This window comes from Paenibacillus sp. FSL R7-0297 (assembly GCF_038009025.1).
In the GTDB taxonomy this organism is placed as follows: domain Bacteria; phylum Bacillota; class Bacilli; order Paenibacillales; family Paenibacillaceae; genus Paenibacillus_AQ.
In genome coordinates this window covers 5,724,602-5,745,648 of the sequence record NZ_JBBPAQ010000001.1, presented here as the reverse complement: position 1 = coordinate 5,745,648, position 21,047 = coordinate 5,724,602, and the positions used below count along the sequence as shown (strand labels likewise).

General features: G+C 52.0%; 10 protein-coding genes. 5 read left to right on the top strand and 5 right to left on the bottom strand.

Annotated features, from left to right (window positions below; translation table 11 throughout):
* The first annotated feature begins 39 nt into the window (after window positions 1-39).
* Window positions 40-1,158 carry a GNAT family N-acetyltransferase gene (locus MKZ24_RS25290; protein WP_042235234.1) on the top strand — a complete coding sequence of 373 codons (1,119 nt, stop codon included), beginning with the start codon at window positions 40-42 and terminating at the stop codon, window positions 1,156-1,158.
* Between the two features lie 37 nt (window positions 1,159-1,195).
* Here MKZ24_RS25290 and MKZ24_RS25285 read toward each other — a convergent pair whose 3' ends face one another.
* Window positions 1,196-2,053 (bottom strand): AraC family transcriptional regulator, encoded by an 858-nt coding sequence (locus MKZ24_RS25285; RefSeq protein WP_340787937.1) that lies wholly within the window; start codon window positions 2,051-2,053, stop codon window positions 1,196-1,198.
* 146 nt (window positions 2,054-2,199) lie between these two features.
* On the opposite strand from MKZ24_RS25285, the gene MKZ24_RS25280 reads away from it, so the two are divergent.
* A complete protein-coding gene (locus MKZ24_RS25280; protein WP_340787934.1) occupies window positions 2,200-4,203 on the top strand; it encodes a hypothetical protein in 2,004 nt (667 codons plus the stop codon).
* A gap of 71 nt (window positions 4,204-4,274) precedes the next feature.
* On the opposite strand, the gene MKZ24_RS25275 is transcribed toward MKZ24_RS25280, so the two are convergent.
* Entirely contained in the window at window positions 4,275-5,132 is an 858-nt protein-coding gene (locus tag MKZ24_RS25275; RefSeq protein WP_042235238.1) for an AraC family transcriptional regulator, read from the bottom strand.
* 249 nt (window positions 5,133-5,381) lie between these two features.
* Here MKZ24_RS25275 and MKZ24_RS25270 point away from each other — a divergent pair, with 249 nt between their 5' ends.
* Both MKZ24_RS25270 and MKZ24_RS25265 read left to right on the top strand, forming a co-directional pair.
* On the top strand, window positions 5,382-6,734 hold the full coding sequence (locus tag MKZ24_RS25270; RefSeq protein WP_042235240.1) for a glucuronoxylanase: 1,353 nt from the start codon (window positions 5,382-5,384) through the stop codon (window positions 6,732-6,734).
* Window positions 6,735-7,072: 338 nt separating this feature from the next.
* Complete coding sequence (locus MKZ24_RS25265; protein ID WP_340787931.1) at window positions 7,073-15,136, top strand: endo-1,4-beta-xylanase; 8,064 nt, start codon at window positions 7,073-7,075, stop codon at window positions 15,134-15,136.
* Between the two features lie 187 nt (window positions 15,137-15,323).
* Here the strand turns inward: MKZ24_RS25265 and MKZ24_RS25260 are convergent, their stop codons facing one another.
* The 3 genes from MKZ24_RS25260 to MKZ24_RS25250 are packed head-to-tail and all read right to left on the bottom strand — an operon-like array spanning window position 15,324 to window position 19,686.
* Window positions 15,324-16,286 (bottom strand): sugar ABC transporter substrate-binding protein, encoded by a 963-nt coding sequence (locus MKZ24_RS25260; protein WP_052416270.1) that lies wholly within the window; start codon window positions 16,284-16,286, stop codon window positions 15,324-15,326.
* The gene (locus MKZ24_RS25255; protein ID WP_340787926.1) at window positions 16,286-17,881 is read right to left on the bottom strand and encodes a response regulator transcription factor; all 1,596 of its coding nucleotides are present in this window, start codon (window positions 17,879-17,881) and stop codon (window positions 16,286-16,288) included. The genes MKZ24_RS25260 and MKZ24_RS25255 overlap by 1 nt, the downstream gene beginning before the upstream one ends.
* Window positions 17,878-19,686, bottom strand: coding sequence for a cache domain-containing sensor histidine kinase (locus MKZ24_RS25250; RefSeq protein WP_340787923.1), 1,809 nt, complete (start codon window positions 19,684-19,686; stop codon window positions 17,878-17,880). The genes MKZ24_RS25255 and MKZ24_RS25250 overlap by 4 nt, the downstream gene beginning before the upstream one ends.
* A gap of 267 nt (window positions 19,687-19,953) precedes the next feature.
* On the opposite strand from MKZ24_RS25250, the gene MKZ24_RS25245 reads away from it, so the two are divergent.
* Complete coding sequence (locus MKZ24_RS25245) at window positions 19,954-20,991, top strand: ABC transporter substrate-binding protein (RefSeq protein WP_042235243.1); 1,038 nt, start codon at window positions 19,954-19,956, stop codon at window positions 20,989-20,991.
* The last annotated feature ends 56 nt before the right edge of the window (window positions 20,992-21,047 follow it).

Here is a 21,047-nt window from a genome sequence, read left to right as displayed (position 1 = left end):
AAGAGGCAGTTAAATATGCAGTCTGAAGGGGTCTAACCAATGGTTAACTACAGAACGGCAGCTCCGCACGAGCGAGAGGAATACATAGATTTAGCCAATCTTGCCTTCCGCTTTGATTTTGAAATTCTGATGCCCAAGGCTTATGACAAAAGTGTGGATTCATCTGCGATGCATAAGGTCGCAGTGGACGAGCAGGGCAGGCTGCGCGCACTAGTGGCTGTTTTTCCAGAGTCTCTTAAAGTATGTGAGGATACGCTGCGGACCGGCTATCTGGGTACCGTATCGGTCCATCCGCGTGCGCGCGGCGAAGGGCATATGAAAGCGCTTATGAACCTGTGGCTTGAAGAACTGCGGAGTACATGTGATATGGTTGTATTATATGGACAGCGGCAGAGATATGAGTACTTCGGCTTCACGCTTGGCGGTGTCAAGCTCAAATATACCGTGGCAGAGGCCAATGTGCGCCATGGCTTAAGAGGGGTGAATGACACCGGAATCTCCTTCAGCCCGCTGTTTGAGATGGAAGGAGGAGCAGAATTTGCGCATAACCTGAATACCTCGCGGCTTGCTTATGTTGAGCGTAGCTTAGAGCAATTACCGCTGATTTTCAGCACCCTCTGTCAAGAGGCACTTGGCGTTCTGGATCAGGGTAAGCTGATCGGCTATCTGGTTGTCAACGAAGCGGGCGATGATATAGCTGAATTCGCGCTGGAGAAGGCGGATGATATTCTGCGGACGCTTAAGGCATACATGGCCTATAGCAGAGCAGGGAGAATAACGATGTACGCGCCAGAATATGACATCCCGCTGAATAAGGCTCTTGGCGGCATTGCGGAAGACATTGTGATCGAGAACTCGGATATGTATCATATTCTGGATTTCGCCAATGTCCTGAAGGCTTATCTGACGCTGAAGTTCAGGACCACTGGTATTGTACCGGGAGAATTCTCCGCAGTGATGGACGGTCAGCCGGTTACGGCGCGGGTAGATGAAGATGGCGTGAGCGTTGAACGGACTGCCCAGCCGGGAGCGAGGGTCCTGGACAGGCTGCAGGCTCAGACACTTCTGCTTACCCACCATGCCCGTTATATGGCAGTGGATGCGCCTCTAGGCTGGTTCCCGCTGCCTTTATTCTGGTACAAGATTGATAAATTCTGAGTAATCCCGTGCCTTACAATAGAGCAACGCAAGCCTTCTACTCCGGGAGGCTTGCGTTTTTTTTGGCGAATCTTCCAGGCGAGATTCCGGTAATCTTGGTGAAGCTGCGGATGAAATTGGCATAATCGCTGAAGCCGCATTGATAAGAGGCCTCGGTAATGCTAAGCCCTTCGCAGAGGTAAGCTTTGGCTAACGAAACCCGGCGGTCCAATATATACGCACGGAGAGTTAAGCCCGTATGTTGTTTGAACTGGCGGCTAATATAGGTGCTATTCAAATGAAAGATACCGGCAAGCTGCTCAAGCGTGATCCTTTGCTCCAGATGGGCGTCAATATACTTCATAGTCTTGCGGACCAGCTCCGGCATGATATCGTCAGGTACAAAGCTTGCCTTATGAAACACCGTGTTGGTCAGCACCAATAATTGAGCGAGTGCACTGTTGGCGATAATATCTGATCCATACGCATCGGACGAGAGAGCTTTCTCCAGCTTGCCTGCCAAGCGTAGAAATTGCCGAAGCTGGGCTTCCTCAAGATGTACGATGTTGCCTTTTCCCTTCGGTCGATAGTCGAAGCACCAGGATAGAGGGGTTGCAGGTGTAGACAGGCGGTGCAGATATGATTTCTGGAGGTTAAGGGTAATCCGTTCATATTCGGATTCATCCTGGCTGAAGGAACGGTGCATCTCTTCCGGATTGATCACAAGCAGATCTCCGCGTTCCAGATGGTAACAGCTGTTCTCAATATAGAAATTGACGTTGCCGCGCAGGAACAAGTACAGCTCGTAGGCTTCATGCTGGTGATAGAAGGTCCCCATATTATAGGTAGTCGTCCTGTGCAGGTAGAGAAAATCTTTATGGATGGGATCATACCGCAGCTCAAAAGGATCGTTCATCGGTAACCTCCAGGTCATTTGGCGCAATACATTGCGCGGTATTCGCAAGGATTCTTCTCTGGAACTACTTTAAAATGTCCTTATCCTAGCATGTCAGGATATGATTTGCAAACGTTTTTATTGTACACACCAGATTGGAGGACCGGATGATGGAACTAATCGTAACTGCAAGAAGCAAGCATCAGGAAGATACCGGATATACCGGATTGAACGGGCAGGGACTACATGCGTCCGTAGAGATAACAGGGGGTACAGGCAGCGCGAGGCAGCCTTTTCAGGCCTGTGTGCGAATCACGAATCTTAACAGTGCAGCGTGGTCGGGAGTCATTCATGTGGAGCTGCCGTTTGCCAAGACGGACCCGCGTTTTTTTCTTCCCGCTTTTATGTATGGCCGCAACCGAGGGGAGGCTCCGCAGAATGTTCCAAACGAGTTCCCGAGATTGAGAGAAGGCGAGCCTTCACGTCCATCATCTCCCTGGTGGATGGTACGAAGCGACCGGTTGTCGCATCCTGCGGCACTGGTATATGACAACGGCAGGGTGTTCGGCCTGTGTGCCAGTCCGTACTTTATAAGCCGGGCTGGGGAAAGAATCCAGTGGAAGCCTGAGCTTGAGGGTGAGTTCTACCAGTATGGCGGCTTCACCTGCTCGCTTGCCAAGGGAACGGTCGGATATACGCTGGGGTATGAGAATGCTCCGCTTCTATTCATCAAATCGCATCTTGTGAAGGAACGGGCACGGCTTGCGGAGAACTGCTTTGAACTGAAGGCCTCAGAGTCTGTAGAGTTCACGTTGGATTTGTTCGAGTACAAGGCTGAGTCTGAGCTGGGCATCAATGCGGCGCTGGAAGACATCTATTCCCGCTATCATCAGCCTCCAAGACCGGGCAGTGATATCCGGAGCGCTGCGGCCGACCTGTCGAAGGCGATCTATCAATATGCGTGGCTGCCTGAGGACCGGAGCTACACAACCTTTGTCTATGAGGACAAGGAGACAGGCGGGTACAGGTATAATAAAATCATCTCGATCAGCTGGACAGACGGTCTGAGTGTAGCCACTCCAATGCTGATGGCTGCCCTGCGGCTGGAGGATGAACCCATGCGCGAGCAAGCGCTATCCTGCATTGAGAATATCATCGAGAACTCCATGAACCCGGCATCCGGCCTTCCTTATGAGGCCTATCAGGACGGGAAATGGAGCATTAACGGCTGGTGGTTTGACGGAATGCGCACTCCGGGACATTCTGCCTATCTGTGCGGACAGGCATTATTCTATATTATGAAGGCCTATGAATACGAGAAACGGCTCAAACATGTCATCCACGAGGAGTGGGTGGACTTCGTGCGGAAGGTTCTCCCTGTACTGGAGAGAAGCCGGAATTCGGACGATGAATACCCTACGATTCTCTCTGAGAGAACCGGTGCCGGGCTTGAATATGATTCCTTCAGCGGAACCTGGATCATGGCTGCAATTGCCTACTATAGCTGGCTAACCGGAAACCGGTCGCATCTGGACAGCCTGAAGCGCAGTGAGCGGCATTATTATGAGACCTATGTGATACGGATGGAATGTTATGGTGCGCCGCTTGATGCGGATAAGGCGGTAGACTCTGAAGGGATTCTCGCGTACATCAGGGCGGTCAGATATCTGCACGCCCTCACAGGGGATGAGCTGTATCTTGATCATATGAGAGATGCGATTGCTTACGAGTTCACCTTCAAATTCGCGTACAATTCTCCGGTTAAGGTGCCGCCGCTGAGCACGGTGGGGTGGTCCAGCTGCGGGGGAAGCGTGACCTCCGTCGCCAACCCGCATATCCATCCCATGTCGAGCAGCGTGGTGGATGAGCTGTATTACTACGTACAGCAGCGCGATGATCCTTACGTCCGGCAGCGGATGCTGGATACCGTCGGCTGGGGCTGCCAGACCTATAACCGGTATGACCGGGAATATGACCATGGCTTGACGGGCTGGATGTCCGAGAGATTTTGCCATTCCGAGGGGCTGTTAACGGAGACTTACAGTGACGGTTCTCCGGCAAGCACCTGGTTCTGTCTGATGCCATGGGCCGGCAGCAGTATTATTGAAGGTCTGGTTGGCGATTACTGGGAAGCAGGCGCCAAGAAAAGCCGCTATATAAGATGCACCTAAGTTTTGTTTATTTCTTTAGTGATTTTTATATAATTGTCCTCTTCGTCTGTAACGCAAGGCGCCCCGTTCACTCAGGCCTGTTCACTGGCTTTGTATTTGCCGGGCGGCATGCCCACTATTTTTTTGAAGCTTCTGATGAAGTTGGCATAGTCGCTGAAGCCCGACAGCTCGCAGGCTTCAGCGACACTTTTCCCGGCGGTAAGATGGCTCATGGACAGGGAGATGCGCTTGCCCACAATGTAAGAGCGGATGGTAAGTCCGGTATGCTCCCTGAATAGCTGGCTTATATATTTGCCGCTGTAATGAAACGCCTGCTCTAGCTGTGCGGACGAGATAGACTCTAGCAGATGCTCCTCAATGTACGTCATGGTCCGCCTGACCAGCTCCGGCATGAGATTGTCCGAGGGGGACGTAGATGATTGATAGAGGGTGTTAATGAACACAAGCAGCCGGGTAGCGTAGGCCTCTGCTAGTAGATCCTGTCCATAAGCCTCTGAGTGGAGGCAGACGATCAATTGGTCAGCCAGCCTGGAGTAGAAGGCACATTGGTCCCGGGAGAGCCGGGTCAGATTGTTCTGCCCGAAGGGATGGGCATCGAAGCAGGATAGCAGATTAGAGCGCGGGCTGGAGAGTCGCTGCAAGGTAGACCTCTTGATGTTCAGCCCGATCCGTTCGTACATTTGATTGTCGGTACAGACACACCGGTGCATTTCACTGGGGCTGATGATGAACATGTCGCCGGGGGCCAGCTTGTAGCAGGACTGCTCCAGATACATGTAGGCATTGCCTCTCAGGAACAGATAGATTTCGTAGGCATCGTGGTGGTGATACGGCATGGCCGGGTTAAGAAGCTCGGTTGTGGTTGTTCTATGGAAGCATATCATCTCATCCGGGATGGGGGTGAAAATATAGTTAGTGTTCTGATCCATAACATTCATTCCTTTTATTACACAATTTGGTATTATCGGCATCCGCGCAATATATGTTCGTTGATCTGCAAGGATTAACCTGTAAATATTTATTATAATACAGGAAAAGGAAGCGCTTGCAAGTGCTGCTAGAAGCATGGACAAGCAGGGTGGAAGGTACCGCTGCCGCTTCAACCACACAGGAGGTGACCAGAGCAGGGTTTCCGAGAAATGATCCGAGCAGAAATTATACGATGAGGAGATGAGTCCATGATATCAAAGTTTAAAAAATCACTGTGTACTATATTGGCATCTGTAACACTGCTATCGGCAATGATGGTACCCGCACCGCCTAAAGCTTCAGCAGCAAGCGATGTGACCGTTAATTTGTCAGCCCAGAAGCAGGTCATTCGCGGCTTCGGAGGAATCAACCACCCTGCCTGGATCGGGGATCTGACGGCCGCGCAGCGGGAGACCGCCTTCGGCAACGGCGCGAACCAGCTTGGGTTCTCTATTCTGAGAATCTATGTAGACGATAATAAGAATAACTGGTATAAGGAATTAGACACGGCTAAGGCAGCCATCGCCAAGGGAGCCATTGTGTTTGCTTCGCCATGGAATCCGCCGAGCAGCATGACCGAGACCTTCAACCACAACGGGAATACCTCAGCCAAGCGTCTCAGATATGACAAGTACGGCGCATACGCCCAGCATCTGAATGATTTCGTGACGTACATGAAGAATAACGGGGTTGACCTGTACGCGATTTCTGTGCAGAATGAACCGGACTATGCCGAGACCTGGACCTGGTGGACACCTGCCGAAATGCTTAACTTTATGAAAAATTATGCCGGTTCCATTAACTGCCGGGTCATTGCTCCCGAGTCCTTTCAATATCTGAAAAATATGTCCGACCCGATTCTGAATGATTCCCAGGCGCTGGCCAATATGGATATTCTGGGGGCACACACGTATGGCACTTCGTTTAACAACTTTGCGTATCCACTCTTCAAGCAGAAGGGTGCAGGCAAAGAACTGTGGATGACGGAGGTCTACTACCCGAACAGCAATAATAACTCCGCCAACCTGTGGCCTGAAGCGCTGGAAGTAGCATACCATATGCATAATGCGATGGTAGAAGGGGATTTCCAGGCTTATGTATGGTGGTATATCCGCCGCCAATACAGCCCAATGAATGAGGACGGCTCCATCAGCAAGCGCGGAGACAGCATGGCTCAGTTCTCCAAGTTCATCCGTCCGGGATATGTAAGAGTTGATGCTACGAAGAACCCTAATACCAATGTCTATGTCTCGGCCTACAAAGGAAACAACAAAGCGGTCATCGTGGCTATTAATAAAAGTACTTCGGCTGTAAGCCAGAAGTTTGTCCTGCAGAATGGCACAGCCTCAAGCGTGTCCACCTGGATCACGGACGCCAGCCGCAAGGTAGCCGCCGGGTCCTCCATTAATGTGTCGAACGGTTCATTTACCGCCCAGCTTCCGGCCCTGAGTGTGACAACCTTTGTCGCTTCCATCGGGGGCAGCAAGGCTACAGTAACGGATACTACTTATGAGGCCGACGCCGAAGCCGGCACCGACACTACCTTGATCGTTGCAGAATAGAAGCCACTCACTCCAGTTTCCATAGGCAACCCTATCCTGGTCTGTAAACAGCAGCTTGTACAGTGCGTTTACGGGCCGGGATTTTTTGAAATATAAGAATTTATATGTTGCACACGATAACTTATCCTTCTATTTCTCGCTGAAACGAATACCGTCCTTTTATAAGGACGGTATTCGTTTCCACTTGCATCCAAGTTCGTTTCGTTAAAAATCAAAGTATTTTAGTGTTATTTTAAAATGAATCGTGCATCAGTCTCATACAAAATCTAATTTCGAATTGTTAAGCTATAACCATGCAATTTGATGTAAGCGTATACAAAAAAGGAGGAACACGCGGAATGAGTAAAAAGATCTGGAGAAAGACACTTGTAGCTGCAATAAGCGGTACTCTGGTGTTGGCCATGATTACCCCGGTGCCGTTTTCCGCCCCGGTTCAGGCTGCTCCTACAATAGCCGTCCCGGCGCAGGTAACTGCTGACTGGTACAAAACCTACCAGACGATGGATGGCGTAGGAGCCGCTTATGCTTATACAGATTCCGTCCATATGCTGCAACTGGCTTCGGCCGGTCATCAAGATACCGTCAGGCATCTGCTGGATCTGACCTTCAGTGAACAAAAGGGCACAGGCCACGACATTGTCCGGGTCATCATCGGCGATAACGGCGGCCTTACCACTGCCAATGCCACCGCCGCAAGCCCGGGGTTCAACCCTCTGACCGGTCTGCTTGCAGATGTCAGCAAGCCCGGCTTCGATATCGAAGGAAATGCCATTCCCCTGCGTGGAACAGGCGGGCAATATGGATACAAAATAGAAGCGGAGAACCGCTATTACGATGGCAATACCGACAGTATCTGGCCTGTTGAACCCGAGCATGCTCCAGGCACGCTGGTGCCTGTACAGGATTTCGTGTGGGATTATCCGTCCTGGAACCAGCCGGCTGCCAATGACGATGGAGGCCCGACCAATCTCCTGAGCGCACCGGGGGATCATCCTGTGGTGATTAAGAACTCGCCGCGTACCCGCAAGGAGCTGTTCGATGTGGATCAGGTCTGGACGATGCGCCAGGCGATGCAATACGGCGTCAAGCAGTTCTACGCTTGTACATGGACGGTGCCTTACTGGATGAGCCAGTCTTCGACAGGCTCCCCTAACAAGATTGTCCGCAGCGATACAGCCACCGTTAATGGTAAAGTGGTGAAAATTTATTATCAGGCCTATGCGGATTATCTCGTGAATTATATCCGCGGAATGTGGGAGCAATATGGAATTCCGATCACCCACATCAATCCCTTCAATGAGGTTGACCTCGCGGGCGGGTCAGCCGCGTACGTTACCGAGCTGATTAACGGTTACATCGGTCCTGCCTTGAAGAAGTCGATGCAGCCGGGCGGTGCCCTCTATGATATCCAGAATCCGGACGGCAAGCTCATTGACTTCATTCCTCAGCTTGCCGCCGTGGACGGCACCAATCTGAACGCTTCCTTAAGCAGAGGCGGCGAAGTGTTCAGTCAGACCGACCCTGACAATGCACTGGACAAAAACCCTTACCTCGATGTATTTACCACCCATCTGTATGGTACGGTCGGGATCGGCACGGATGAGAACAAGCTGTACCATACCGGCGACTTCTCCCAGAATCCGCTGGATTACTCCAAGGATGGAAGCAAGTATCCCGAATACCTGACCAAATATAAGCTCTGGCAGGCCGAATTCATGAATCAGGATACCGGTGACGGATCGGCCGGTGCCTATACTCAGCGGTACGGCAATCAGAACATCAGTGACGCGGTGCGCTGGTCCAATCTGCTGACCAATATGTTCAGCAGCAACCCCGGATTTAACGGCTTTGTCTGGTGGAGTATGTGGGACAGCAACGGCGCGGACGGCTCCGACCTGATCCGCTTCGTTACGACCAACTCCCAGCAGGAGCCGGGACGGATCAGCACGCTGACGGGTGAATACCGGTTATTCAAGCGTTTTTACGGCTATGGGCATTTCTCCCGGTTTATGAATCCCGGAGATGTCCGGTTTGATGTCACGCGGGTACCTGCGGCCGATATCAACGTGGTCGCCTTCAAGAATCCGAATACAAATGATTACTCGATCACGGCATCGAATGCCAAGAATGATGACAGCGTTCAGCCGCTTGAATTCAATCTGAAGGACTTCCCGGCAGGCACAACAAGTGTTACCGTGTTCCGTACTTCAGGCAGCGAGAATCAGAAGAAGCTTGGCACGATTCCTGTAACGAACGGGAAGTTCGTTGTTGACATTCCGTCGGCCAGCATCGTAACGATGGTTCCGTCCCAAGGCAAATTCGCCACATATCAGGGGCTTGACGGAGAACGTGACATTTTCTCAACGCTGGAAGCAGAGGGAAATGACAATAGTATACCTGGCGACAGTGCAGGTAGTGCGGGACGCGCTGAAGAGGCAGTGACACTCGGTGCCGGCAAGTACCTCGCCTACAGAAATTTGAACTTTGCAGATGGCTCCGCGAACGGAGGCGTTGTACGCAGACACTTGCTGTACCTGACCGCTCAGAGTAAATCAGCTCAAGGAGGCAAGCTTGCCGCTTATGTGCTTCCGGTGGGAAGCGCTGTGGGCAGCAACGACGACATTCTGTCCCAAGGCACGCGTGTAGCAGAAATTCCTGTACCAGCCAATGAGGTTTACGGTAAATTCCAGGATATGGTTGATACTGGCGATCTTAGCGCTTACGGCCATAAGGATCTGTATATTGTGGCCGAACCGAACGGAACTGCGGGTACTATCACCGTTGACCGCTTCCTGTTCGGAGCAGGCGATTCCGACTGGGGTGCTGCAGCGAATAACTCTACAGTATCCATTCCGGGGAACCTGCTGCTCAATGGAGACTTTGATACAACTGTTGCCTCCAATACAGACAACTGGTCTACTGGCCGTTACAACAAGGGAACCTTTGAGCCTGTTGCTTCAGGACCCGTGTTAACAGCGGATACCATACAGAGCTATTCGGGTCTGTCACGTTACCTGAAGAACAGCTCCACCTCGAAGGTTGCCGGTTCCGGCAAGCTTGCTGGCCGCATCGACGCTGCGGAACAGTATGACGGAATGTGGCAGGACATTACCGGTAAGCTGAACAAGGGAGAGAGCTATAACTTCAAGGGTTATTTCCTCTCCATGATGAGCCGGCCGGAGAGCTATGATCTCGCTGCGGAGCATCCGGGTGATGTGGAAGTGGCGCTGGTGTACTACGACCAGAACGGGACCCAGCTAGGTATGACTCCGATCAATGGCCGCGATATGCCTGAACCCTATGCAGCCCGGGAGGCGGGTGATCCCGCATACTGGATCGGCGGCAAATTTGTCGGACGTATCCTGGAGGGCGGGCCGCTCAGCTTAAGCTCTTTCCAGCCTGTGGATGTGAAGGTAGCGGACTGGCATGAGACGCCTAATGCCCCGTTTACCTATGATGAGCCGTCAGGTACTGCCAAGGTGGTAATGGCGGTGTATGCGAAGGATGCCAACATCCTCTACGCCGATCAGCTGTCACTGACGCCGGAGGCCGTGGCTTCGCGCAATATTTTCGTGGATGGCGTTCAGCCGACTAACTTCGATGCCTCCAATTACGAATATAAGTATACGGTTTCCGGGAACGCCATACCGAAGGTAACGGCGGTAACGAGTGACCCGGCTGAAATCGTAAGCATCTCACAAGCGGACAGTGCGCAAGGAACGGCAGTGGTCCGGTTTGTCAAAGGAGAACAGATAAAGACTTATAAAATCTTCTTCAGTACGAATGAAGTTATCGACTTTGCGGCTGGCCTTCCGGCGGGCTGGGAGGTTATAAATCCGGCTGATCCGCAGACCGCACTTAGCTATAGTGCTGAGGGTGCGGCCATCCAGACCTTGAAGGGCGGCACGGAATATCCGGGCAGCCATAATATGCTGCAGATGCCGGGTTCGGCCGAAGGCAACTGGACGCTTACAGCGAAGCTGACGGTAGACAAACCGCTTAATGATTCGACTATGGGTGAGAATTCCCAGGTAGGACTTGGCATCAGCCGCACTTCAAGCGGGGAGTTCTACAGAATCAATGCAAGGAAAGTGAACGCTAACATCAAAGTGAATAATTCAGGGTTGATAGGTACTCAGCCCTTCACGAACAATACGAATCAGACTAATTTGAGTGGTACCAACTATTATCTGCGGATTGTAAAAGAGGGCAATGTGGTTCAAGGGTATTTCTCCACGAACAGCGGTTCTTCCTGGCTGGCGATGGGGAATCCGTCAACGTATACCCCGGAATTCTTCAAGGATGCCAAGGTACAATTGTACGGAACCAATACCAGCACAGTAACGGATTTCAAAGTAACCTTTTCCAATGTGACTCTAGTCAAGACCCTGGGGGAGACGGGTGAACTGAGCCCTGATCAGCAGGCTGTAGAACAAGCAGCGGCGCTGATCGGCAACCGGATTACCGTTCCGAATGCAGTGGCAGGTGAAGATCACGCTAAGCTGATAGCCAAAGCACAGGCTGTCCTGAATGAGAGGGAAGAGCTGAGCCTGCTGGGAGTGACTACAGCCATTACCTTCCAGAATGGCGGATTTACGCTAAGGGTAACTAAGGGAAGCGTCAGCGTATCGGTTAATCCTTTTACCATTGTGGCTGGTATTCAACGTGCAAGAGATTTCGAGGATCAGACGGTTCAGGGCTTCAAGCCGAAGGGCGGTGCAGGTGTAACTGTTGCATCTACCCAGGAGGCCAACCATACCCCGGGCGGAGCTTATGCCCTGAAGGTTACAGGCAGAGCGGCTAATCCGGACGGACCGTCCGTCAATGTGAAGGACCTTGTTACCATTGGCAATGAGTACAAAACAACGGTATGGGTGAAGCTGATCAGCCCGGCCAGCGCGCAGCTGAAGCTGACTGCCCAGGTCAATGATACTACGCCGTATTATGTCAGTCTGTCCACCCAGACGGTCAATGCAGGCGGAGACTGGGTGAAGCTGGAGGGGACGTACCGTTATCTGCACGAGGATGTCACTTTGTATGTAGAGAGCCCGAACAGTGCTGTTGCAGCCTACTATATTGACGACTTCAGCTTCGAGGATACAGGGCTGCAGACGATTGCTTCGCTCAAGGATGTCTATAAGAACGACTTCGTGCTTGGAAATGTGCCGGGCAACAATGACATTAACCCGGGCAATGGACAAAATGCGTTCTTCAATTATCATTTCAACAGCGTGACCTTCGGCAATGAGATGAAACCGGATGCACTGCAGAAAACCAAGGGGACCTACACGTTCACGAAGTCTGACGACATGATTACCAAATCTCAGGCTATGGGGATGGAAGTACACGGTCATGTACTGGTATGGCATAGCCAGACTCCGGCGTGGTTTACACAGCAAGTGGACGCTTCGGGCAATGCACTGAAGGATCAGGCGGGTAATCCGCTCTATCTCAGCCGCAGTGAGGCGCTTGCGAATATGCGAACACACATCAAGACCGTTATGGAACACTACCGGAATAAGGTGATCTCATGGGATGTTGTCAATGAGGCCATGCAGGATGGACCTCCGGCAGTATCCGACTGGAAAGATGCACTGCGGAAATCGCCCTGGTATTATTCCGTCGGTCCAGACTTCGTGGAGCAGGCATTTCTGGCCGCACGGGAAGTGGTGGACAGCAACCAGGATTTGAAAGGGATCAAGCTGTATTACAATGATTTCAATGATGAATTCCCGGAGAAACGGGACGCTATCCACGACATGGTTAAAGAGATGAATGACCGGTATGCAGAGGCCCATCCAGGCAAGCTGCTGGTTGACGGCATTGGGCTGCAGTCTCATTACGACATGAGAACCAAGCCCGCCAATGTAGAAGCGGCAATTGTGAAGTATGCTTCCCTGGGCGTTGAAATCTCTATCAGCGAACTGGATGTTCTGGCGGGAATGAATTCCTCCCTCTCCCCGGAATGGGCGGATAAGCAAGCTAGCCTGTATGCCCAATTGTTCCAGATTTATAAGAAGCATGCCGATAAAATCGCGCGTGTCACCCTCTGGGGTTACACGGACAGCTCAAGCTGGAGATCCAGCCAGAATCCGCTGCCATTCCTTAGTTCTCTGGCACCGAAGCCTGCCTATTACGCAATTATCGACCCGGAGAAGTATCTGGCAGAGCATCCGCTCTATATTACGCCTGAAACCAAGAGCTCTACGGCGCTCTACGGTACACCGGATATTGACGGAAGCATGGACGACATCTGGAAGAATGCACCTGAAATTCATATCGACAACCATCTGATGGCAACAGCAGAAACGACCGGCACAGCCCGGACGCTGTGGGACGAGGAGAATCTATACGTGCTGTTCCAGGTGAAGGATAAGCAGCTAAGCAAAAACAATACAGATAAGACGAAGCAGGATTCGGTAGAAGCCTACGTGGATGAAGACCGCGTCAACGCCTGGCCGTACCTTGAGGATGACGGACAATACCGGGTCAACTATGCCGGAGAGCAGTCCTTCAAGTTCCTCAGTAATTCGACTCCGGCGACCTCCCCGGGCTTCGAATCAGCAGCGGTAACGGCCGGAACGGATTATATAGTGGAAATGAAGATTCCGTTCCGCACCATCACACCGGAGAACGGTACACAGATCCGGTTCGATGCACAGGTGAATAACGCAAACGGAGCCAATCTGATCGGCGTAGCGACCTGGAATGATCTGCTCGGCAGAGCGTCGAAATCGACAGAGGTATTCGGCAGCCTGACCCTCAGCGGCAAGGGAGATCAGATTCCGCCAACTTGGGTAGAGGGAAGCAAGCTTGAAGCCACTGATATCACCAGTACCGGAGTTACCTTGTCATGGATTGCGGCATCGGATAATCTTGGAGTCACCAGCTACCGGGTCTACAATGGAGTGGATGCTGAACCGGTGATCATAACCGGCAGTGAACCGGTAGAGACCGTAAGCGGAACGGTATATCGCCACCAGGTGACCGGACTTATGCCGAATACGCAGTATACCTTCAAGGTGGAAGCCGGAGATGCTGCTGGGAACTGGAGCAAGGACGGACCTTCCGTCCCGGTAACTACACTACCGACTTCAGATACTACACCACCGGTATGGGCAGAGGGAAGTTCGCTTGAAGCCTCTGGCATTACAAGCAAGGGATTGACTCTGACATGGTCGGCTACGGCATCGGACGAGAGCGGCATCGCCGGTTACCGGATTACGAATGGAACCGGTGACAAGCCGGTTACGGTTACGGATGCCGTGTATACGGAGACGGTTACCGGGGCTGTATACAGTCATCAGGTAACAGGACTTATGCCGGGTACGCAGTATATGTTCACAGTGGAGGCAGTAGATACCGGCGGCAATTGGAGTGCCGGTGGACCTTCGGTTTCCGCTGCAACACTGGCCGCTTCGGATACAACACCTCCGGCTTGGACAGCGGGAAGCAAGCTTGAAGCCTTACGGATCACGGCAACCGGCCTTACGTTAACCTGGACGGACGCTTCCGACGATACGGGAGTGACGGGCTACACGCTCTATAGAGGATCAGAAAAAATCGCGGAGTTGCCTGGAATAACGCACCGTTATGAGGTAACTGGACTGGCGCCGGGCACAGGATATAACTTCTCGGTGCAGGCCGTGGATGCAGCAGGGAACTGGAGTACAGACGGTCCCGCTATCTCTGTAACTACGCTAAGCAATAACGGCGGTCCATCAGAACCAACACCAGCACCCACACCAGTACCAACATCTGTGCCGGCGCCGACACCAACACCAACACAGGCGCCGGGAACAACAGCAACACCGGCTCCGTCACTGGTACCATCGACACCGATACCAGTGCCAACCAGCCCGTTCAAAGATGTAGGTGCCAAATATAGCTGGGCTTCGGAGGGTATTGATACGCTGCACAGGCTGGGCATCATCCAAGGAACCTCCGCGACCACCTTCAGCCCGGAGAAGAACATTACGAGAGCGGACTTTGTGCTGCTGGTAATGAGAGCATTGGGCCTCGAAGCGGAATCCGGTTCCAGCTTTGCAGATGTAAGCCCGGGAGCCTACTATGCTGAAGCCCTCAGCATGGCGAAGAAGCTGGGAATTATCAATGGAACGGATGGCAACCGATTCAATCCGAAGGGCGAAATCTCGCGGCAGGATATGATGGTGATTGCAGCCAGGGCATTGAAGGCAGTGAACAAATTATCTGCCGGCGGCAGTGCCGGAGAACTGAGCGGCTACACAGATAGAATGAAGGTGGCAAAGTATGCCATCGATAGTGTAGCGGCACTGGTCAAAGAGGGAATTGTCCAGGGAGACGGGAAATCCCTCCATCCCACCGGAACCGCAACGCGGGCGGAAGCCGCTGTAATGATCTTCCGGATGCTGGAGAAATAAGCACCCACAAGCGAAGCTATGAAGTAACACCGTAACATTCCTCTTGGCAGTCAACGTCTATAGACATCGGAAGATGGGATAGACGTTGGCCGGCCGGAGGTTTTTTTATGATGTGGATAAGGCTGAATGTGAAGCGCAAAGGGATAAATCCAAGGTTAGTATCCTATCAGCTACATAACGGACAGGTCTATTCCCCGATGATCGTAATTTCCGTGTTGATCCATTTGGCTACAGCTATTCCTTTGGCCCTTAGCAGCAGAGTGTTGATGATGTCCTCTCCCCAATTCTGCTCGTTCTGTGAAATCACCCGCGTAATCTGCCCGTTGTCCATCGCCTGCTTCAACGAAGGTGTGAGGCCCAGAGCGATATTATAGCGCGTCAGGCCTTTGGCTTTCCAGACCAGGACAGAGCTTGAGCTGGACACGAAATCCAGACTGACCAAAGCGCTGAAATGGGGATGGGCCGATATCATTTGCTCCAGCTGCAACGCTGCGATGTCCTCACTGCCGTCATTATGACGGATTTCCAGTACATCGATCTCGCTATGCTCCGCCAAATAGTCCTCCAACCCGCGCAGCCGTTCTTGAGTGCCCAGCATGCGGGACATTCCAGACTCCACCAGAATCATCCCTTTTCCGCCAAGCAAGCGTTCCACAGTCTGTCCAATAGTAGCGCCGGTTGCTCTATTATCAGCCCCGATAAAGGCTTCTCTGCTGCTGGCAGGCGAATCCGACTCAAAACAAACGACGGGAATCCCCCGGGATACCGCTTTGTTAATAACGCTGGTAAGCGCCAGGGAATCCGCCGGGGCAATGGCGATTCCGTCTACGCCCCGCTTGATCATCATCTCCATAATCCGGACCTGCTGCTCCAGATTGGCTTCATCAGGCGCTTGAACCAGCAGCTCTACATTATTCTTTTTTGCCACAGCTTCTGCATTCTCGGTTATCATTTCGTAGGTGTCATTCACCATGGGGTAGATAATACCGAAAGTCAGCGGCGGCTCCCCGTTCTGACTTGATGGAGAGTCCAGGGCTTCCTCCGAAGGTGTATTCGTGACTCCGGAGGAACGGGAGCAGCCGCCAAGGATCAAGCCTGCTGCCAGCAGTAGGATAAAGACATGCCGGTTCCGCATTCTGGAAGAAGTCACTAATTCCCCGCCCCTTTACGGATAGGCTGAAGCTGATCCCCGGAATTTCCGTGCTTGCGATATTCCATAGGCGTCATCCCCGTTACTTTCTTGAACAGATTGGAGAAGTAATGCTGATCGTTGTAGCCCACGCTAAACGCAATCTCAAACGTTTTATGTCCCGTTGACTTCAGCAGCTCTTTGGCTTTATCCATGCGTGTGGCCGTCAGGAATTCAGTGATCGTCTGTCCGGTCGCCTGGCTGAAGGTCTTGCTCAGATGGCTGGGACTGACCCTGACCTGACTGGAGATGTCGTTAAGGGAGAGCTGTTCTTTGTCATAATGCTCACTGATATAATGCTTAACTTTGTCAATCAGCTCACGATATTTATCTGCTCCCTCGGATCTCCACTCCCATAGCCGCTCGAATAGCCTGTTCAAATAGTGTAGACCTTCATCTGTATTGGAAATATGCTTCAGCTGCGCCTGGAATTCCTTGATGAGCTCGGCAGGATTTGGGGCCGCACGAAAACATTTTTTAGCCGTCTGTACCAGCTCCAGGGTAATGTCATTCATCAGGTAATAGGCGTACACGGACAGCCAATTCATCTGCTGGAGCTCTGCAGAGAGCTCCAGCAGAAATGCGGGAACCTGCTTGTGGTCTCCCAGCTTCAGAAACTGGATCAGCCGGTTCCGGTCAAGCAGGATGCCGCTAGCGGATGGATCGAAGTAAGCATCAAGCAACGCTGCTGAATTCAGTCTGGACATCTTCTTGAACATCCGGTCATCCTCGGCATCCAGATAGGAGAGATGAATGCCCTGCAGCCGTTCCCGGACATCACCCAGACTGACGGACAGCTCCAGGCCGCAAGCCGCTCTCAGCTTCTGCTTCCAAGTCCCGCAGATCTCTTCCAGGGTACGGCTCATTTGGGCCGGATTACTGCCTTTATAGATCAGTACAGTTTCAGTGCGGCTGCGTTTATAGATGAAGCCTTCTGCCAGCTCCTTCAGCAGGCCTGCGAACAGCGCTTCGGCATCCTGCGGCGCGCATGGGCAGCCCGTTCCTGCATCGATATCCGATGGGTTTAACGTAAATATGGCAGTTGCATAGTAAGGGGCCATAAGCAGCAGATCCAGCTGTTCCGCCGATTCGATGGCGGCAGCGGGACTGATCAGTCCTCCGCACAGATCAGCGAACAGATTCTCGGGGGTATAGGCTTGTTTTTGTTTCATCCGCAATTCTCCATCAATCCTGGAGCTGACACTATGGAGCAGCTGCAGAAGATCCGCAGAGCTGAACGGCTTCAGACAATAATCCTCAACCCCAAGCCGGAGCGCCGCCCTGGCATATTGGAAGTCATCATGACCGCTTAGAATAATGATTTTGATCTTCGGGAACTTTTGCCGGACGACAGAGCTCAGCTCCAGCCCGTTCATAAAAGGCATTTTGATGTCGGTAATGAGGATGTCGGGGAGCTGTTCTTCAATGACCGGAAGTGCAAGCTCGCCGTCGGGGGCGTCACCGCAAAAGATAAAGCCTTCTTTCTCCCAATCTACGGATTCCCGTATACTTTCACGGATCAGGATCTCATCATCCACCAGCATAACCTTTTTCATCTTAGGGTCCCCCTGTTCTTGGGTATGCGAACTGTAATTTGTGTACCATAACCTTCTGAACTGTCCAAGCGGATTCCATACTCCTCCCCGAAATACAGCTGTAGCCGCTGATGTACATTCTGCAGACCAAATCCGTTCTGAGTAGTATCCGTATCCTCCGATTGAATGGGATGCTCGATAGATTCTCTGAGCTGCGCCAGCCGTTCTCCGGGAATGCCAATTCCGTTGTCGGCGACTGTGAGAAGGATGGAGTTCGCGTCCGTATGTCCGCCAATGCTGATGAGCCCTTTGCCTCTTTTGTTTTTGATTCCGTGATAGAGGGCATTCTCTATCAAAGGCTGCAGCGTCATATTCAGAATCGGGTATTCCTGCAGCTCCTCCGCAACCTCAATCTTGAACTCCAGAATGTCACGGTAACGCATCTGCTGGATGATCAGGTAGCTTTGCGCATGGGCGAGCTCAGAGCGGATCAGTACCCAGTCGCGCCCTTTATTCAGGCTAAGCCGGAAGAACCCGGATAGCGCTTTCACAATCCGGATGACACCATCGTTCTTACCCGCTTCAGCCATCCATACAATGGAATCCAGTGTGTTGTATAAAAAATGTGGATTGATCTGTGCCTGCAGCGTCCGCAGCTCCGCCTTTTGCAGCTGCTGCTGCTTGCGGATGCTCTGCTCCAGCAGCGCTTTGATCTGCTCAACCATAATGTTAAAGCTTTGTCCCAGATCGGCAATTTCATCATTGCCGTCCGGTTTGACCTTGGCTTCCAGGTAGCCGCTTGCCGTCAGGCGCATCTTGTGCTGCAGAAGCTGAATGGGCCGGGTCAGCCGCCGCGTAAGCAGATAATTAAGCGTTATGGCGAAAATGATGCTTAAGCCGACGCTGACTATAATCAGCTGCCTGATCCGGTTGGCTTCGGCAACGATCTCCTGCAGCGGGGCCATGCCGATAATCTTCCAGCCTGTCGAAAGGGAGGAGGTATGGACAATGAACCAGGGCGGGCCGGCGATCTGAAGCACAAAGCTTCCGCTCCCGCTTAATTCCCCTGCAGGTAATCCTGTTTCTTGAACCAGGGTCACAGCGGCCTCTTGAACAGGCGGCACATAGATGGGGTTGTTCTGCTGATCCAGCAGGTAGAAGAACCCTGTTGTACCAATCGTCATCTTGTCGCAGAATTCCTTAATGAATGAGTCGTTCAGATCCACAATGATGAATCCGATCACCTCATGCGTAATCCGCTGCTTGACAGCTGTCATGATCGATATGACACCCTGATTCCTATAGGTGAAGCCATCAACCCGGTCATAACCGGAAATCAAGGGTGGAGGAATCCGGAGAATAAGCTCGGGGTTCTGGGACAGTGTCTGGAAATGCGGATTGCGCAGCGGATTAATATTGGATTGAAAGATACCCCTCCGCTCGCTGATCCCCTTGCCGTACAGATTAATCAGGCTGATATTGAGTACATCCTCATATTTGTAGGTGTCCCGGTAGAGTGTAAAGGTCTGCAGAATTTCCTTCGCCTCTTGATAGGTTTCAGATTGTGAGAAAAGAAAATGGATGACCTGGGGGTTATTGCTGAGCTCCAGCAGCCGCTCGGTATCTTTGAACAGATTATCGATATTCGTTCCCAGCATGTCAGCCTGAAGCATACTTGAAGCCTTGCTGTGACTGGAAATGGAAGTATAGGATTTCTGGTAAGAAATGAGACCGACAGCGATCAGCGGTATCGTGGACAGCACAATAAACAAAGCCAGCAGTTTGGCCCTCAGACTGGAGGAGATCCAGTGTGTGATCCGCATCATCGGAATTTCCCTTTCGCAAATAGAGTAGATTTGGCTTCAATATATAGTTTATAACAAATTATGGAATGCCGATACCCAAAGAAGAAAGCGCAATCAAAATTCACACCTTTTAAATATTAAAATACACAAAATCCTCCTGTGGACAAAACAAAGCCAAAAATAGAAAGCAAACGCCAAAGGCTGCCCGTATAACGGACTTTTGTAAGCGATTTATAATGAGCAGAACACCAGAATCTGGTGAATGCCGAGGGGGAGGAATAAATACGTATGAAGAGATTCGGGAAAATGGGAGCAGTGCTTGCACTCACCTTATCTATGGTCATGCTTGGAGCATGCGGCAACAATAATGGGGGGGACAAGGCGGCGAATGCCGGGAATGCAGCAACGGAAGCACCGGCGGCGAATGGCGGAACCAAGACGGAGGCCAAGGACATTACGCTCGGTTTCTCGCAGGTGGGTGCAGAGAGCGGCTGGCGAAGTGCCAATACGAAGTCCATTCAGGATTCAGCCAAGGAAGCGGGCTATACGCTGAAATTCTCGGATGCGCAGCAGAAGCAGGAGAATCAGATTAAGGCCATCCGTTCCTTTATCCAGCAAAAAGTGGATGTGATTGCCTTCTCCCCGGTCGTGGAATCCGGTTGGGATACTGTACTTAAAGAGGCAAAGGCTGCAGGAATTCCGGTGGTTCTGACCGACCGTGCGGTGGATTCCAAAGACACCTCGCTGTATGTTACTTTCCTCGGCTCCGATTTCGTGGAAGAAGGCCGCAAGGCGGGTGAGTGGCTGTCTGATCAGTATAAAGACGCTTCAAAGGACGTTAATATTGTAGAGCTACAGGGAACCACAGGCTCTGCTCCAGCCAATGACCGTATGGCAGGGTTTGCCGAAGTCATCAAGAGCAATCCGCATCTCAAGGTCATTGCCTCTCAGACCGGCGATTTCACCCGGGCCAAAGGTAAGGAAGTTATGCAGGCGTTCCTGAAGGCCAATAAGGATATTGATGTGCTGTACGCCCATAACGATGATATGGCACTCGGGGCAATTCAGGCGATTGAGGCGGCAGGGCTGAAGCCGGGCGAGGACATTAAGATTATCTCTGTCGATGCGGTGAAGGACGGAATGCAGGCAGCCAGCGAAGGTAAAATCAGCTTTATCGTCGAGTGCAATCCGCTGCTTGGACCGCAGCTGATGCAGGTGGTGCAGAATGTAGTTGACGGCCAAGCGGTTGAGGCCCGGATTGTGACCGAGGAATCGACCTTCACTTCCGAGCAGGCCAAGGAAGCGCTGCCTAGCCGTGAATATTAATCAGCAAGCCTAATAGATCGCGTCTAAGGCGGCCGACAACCGCCTTGGCGTTTCTA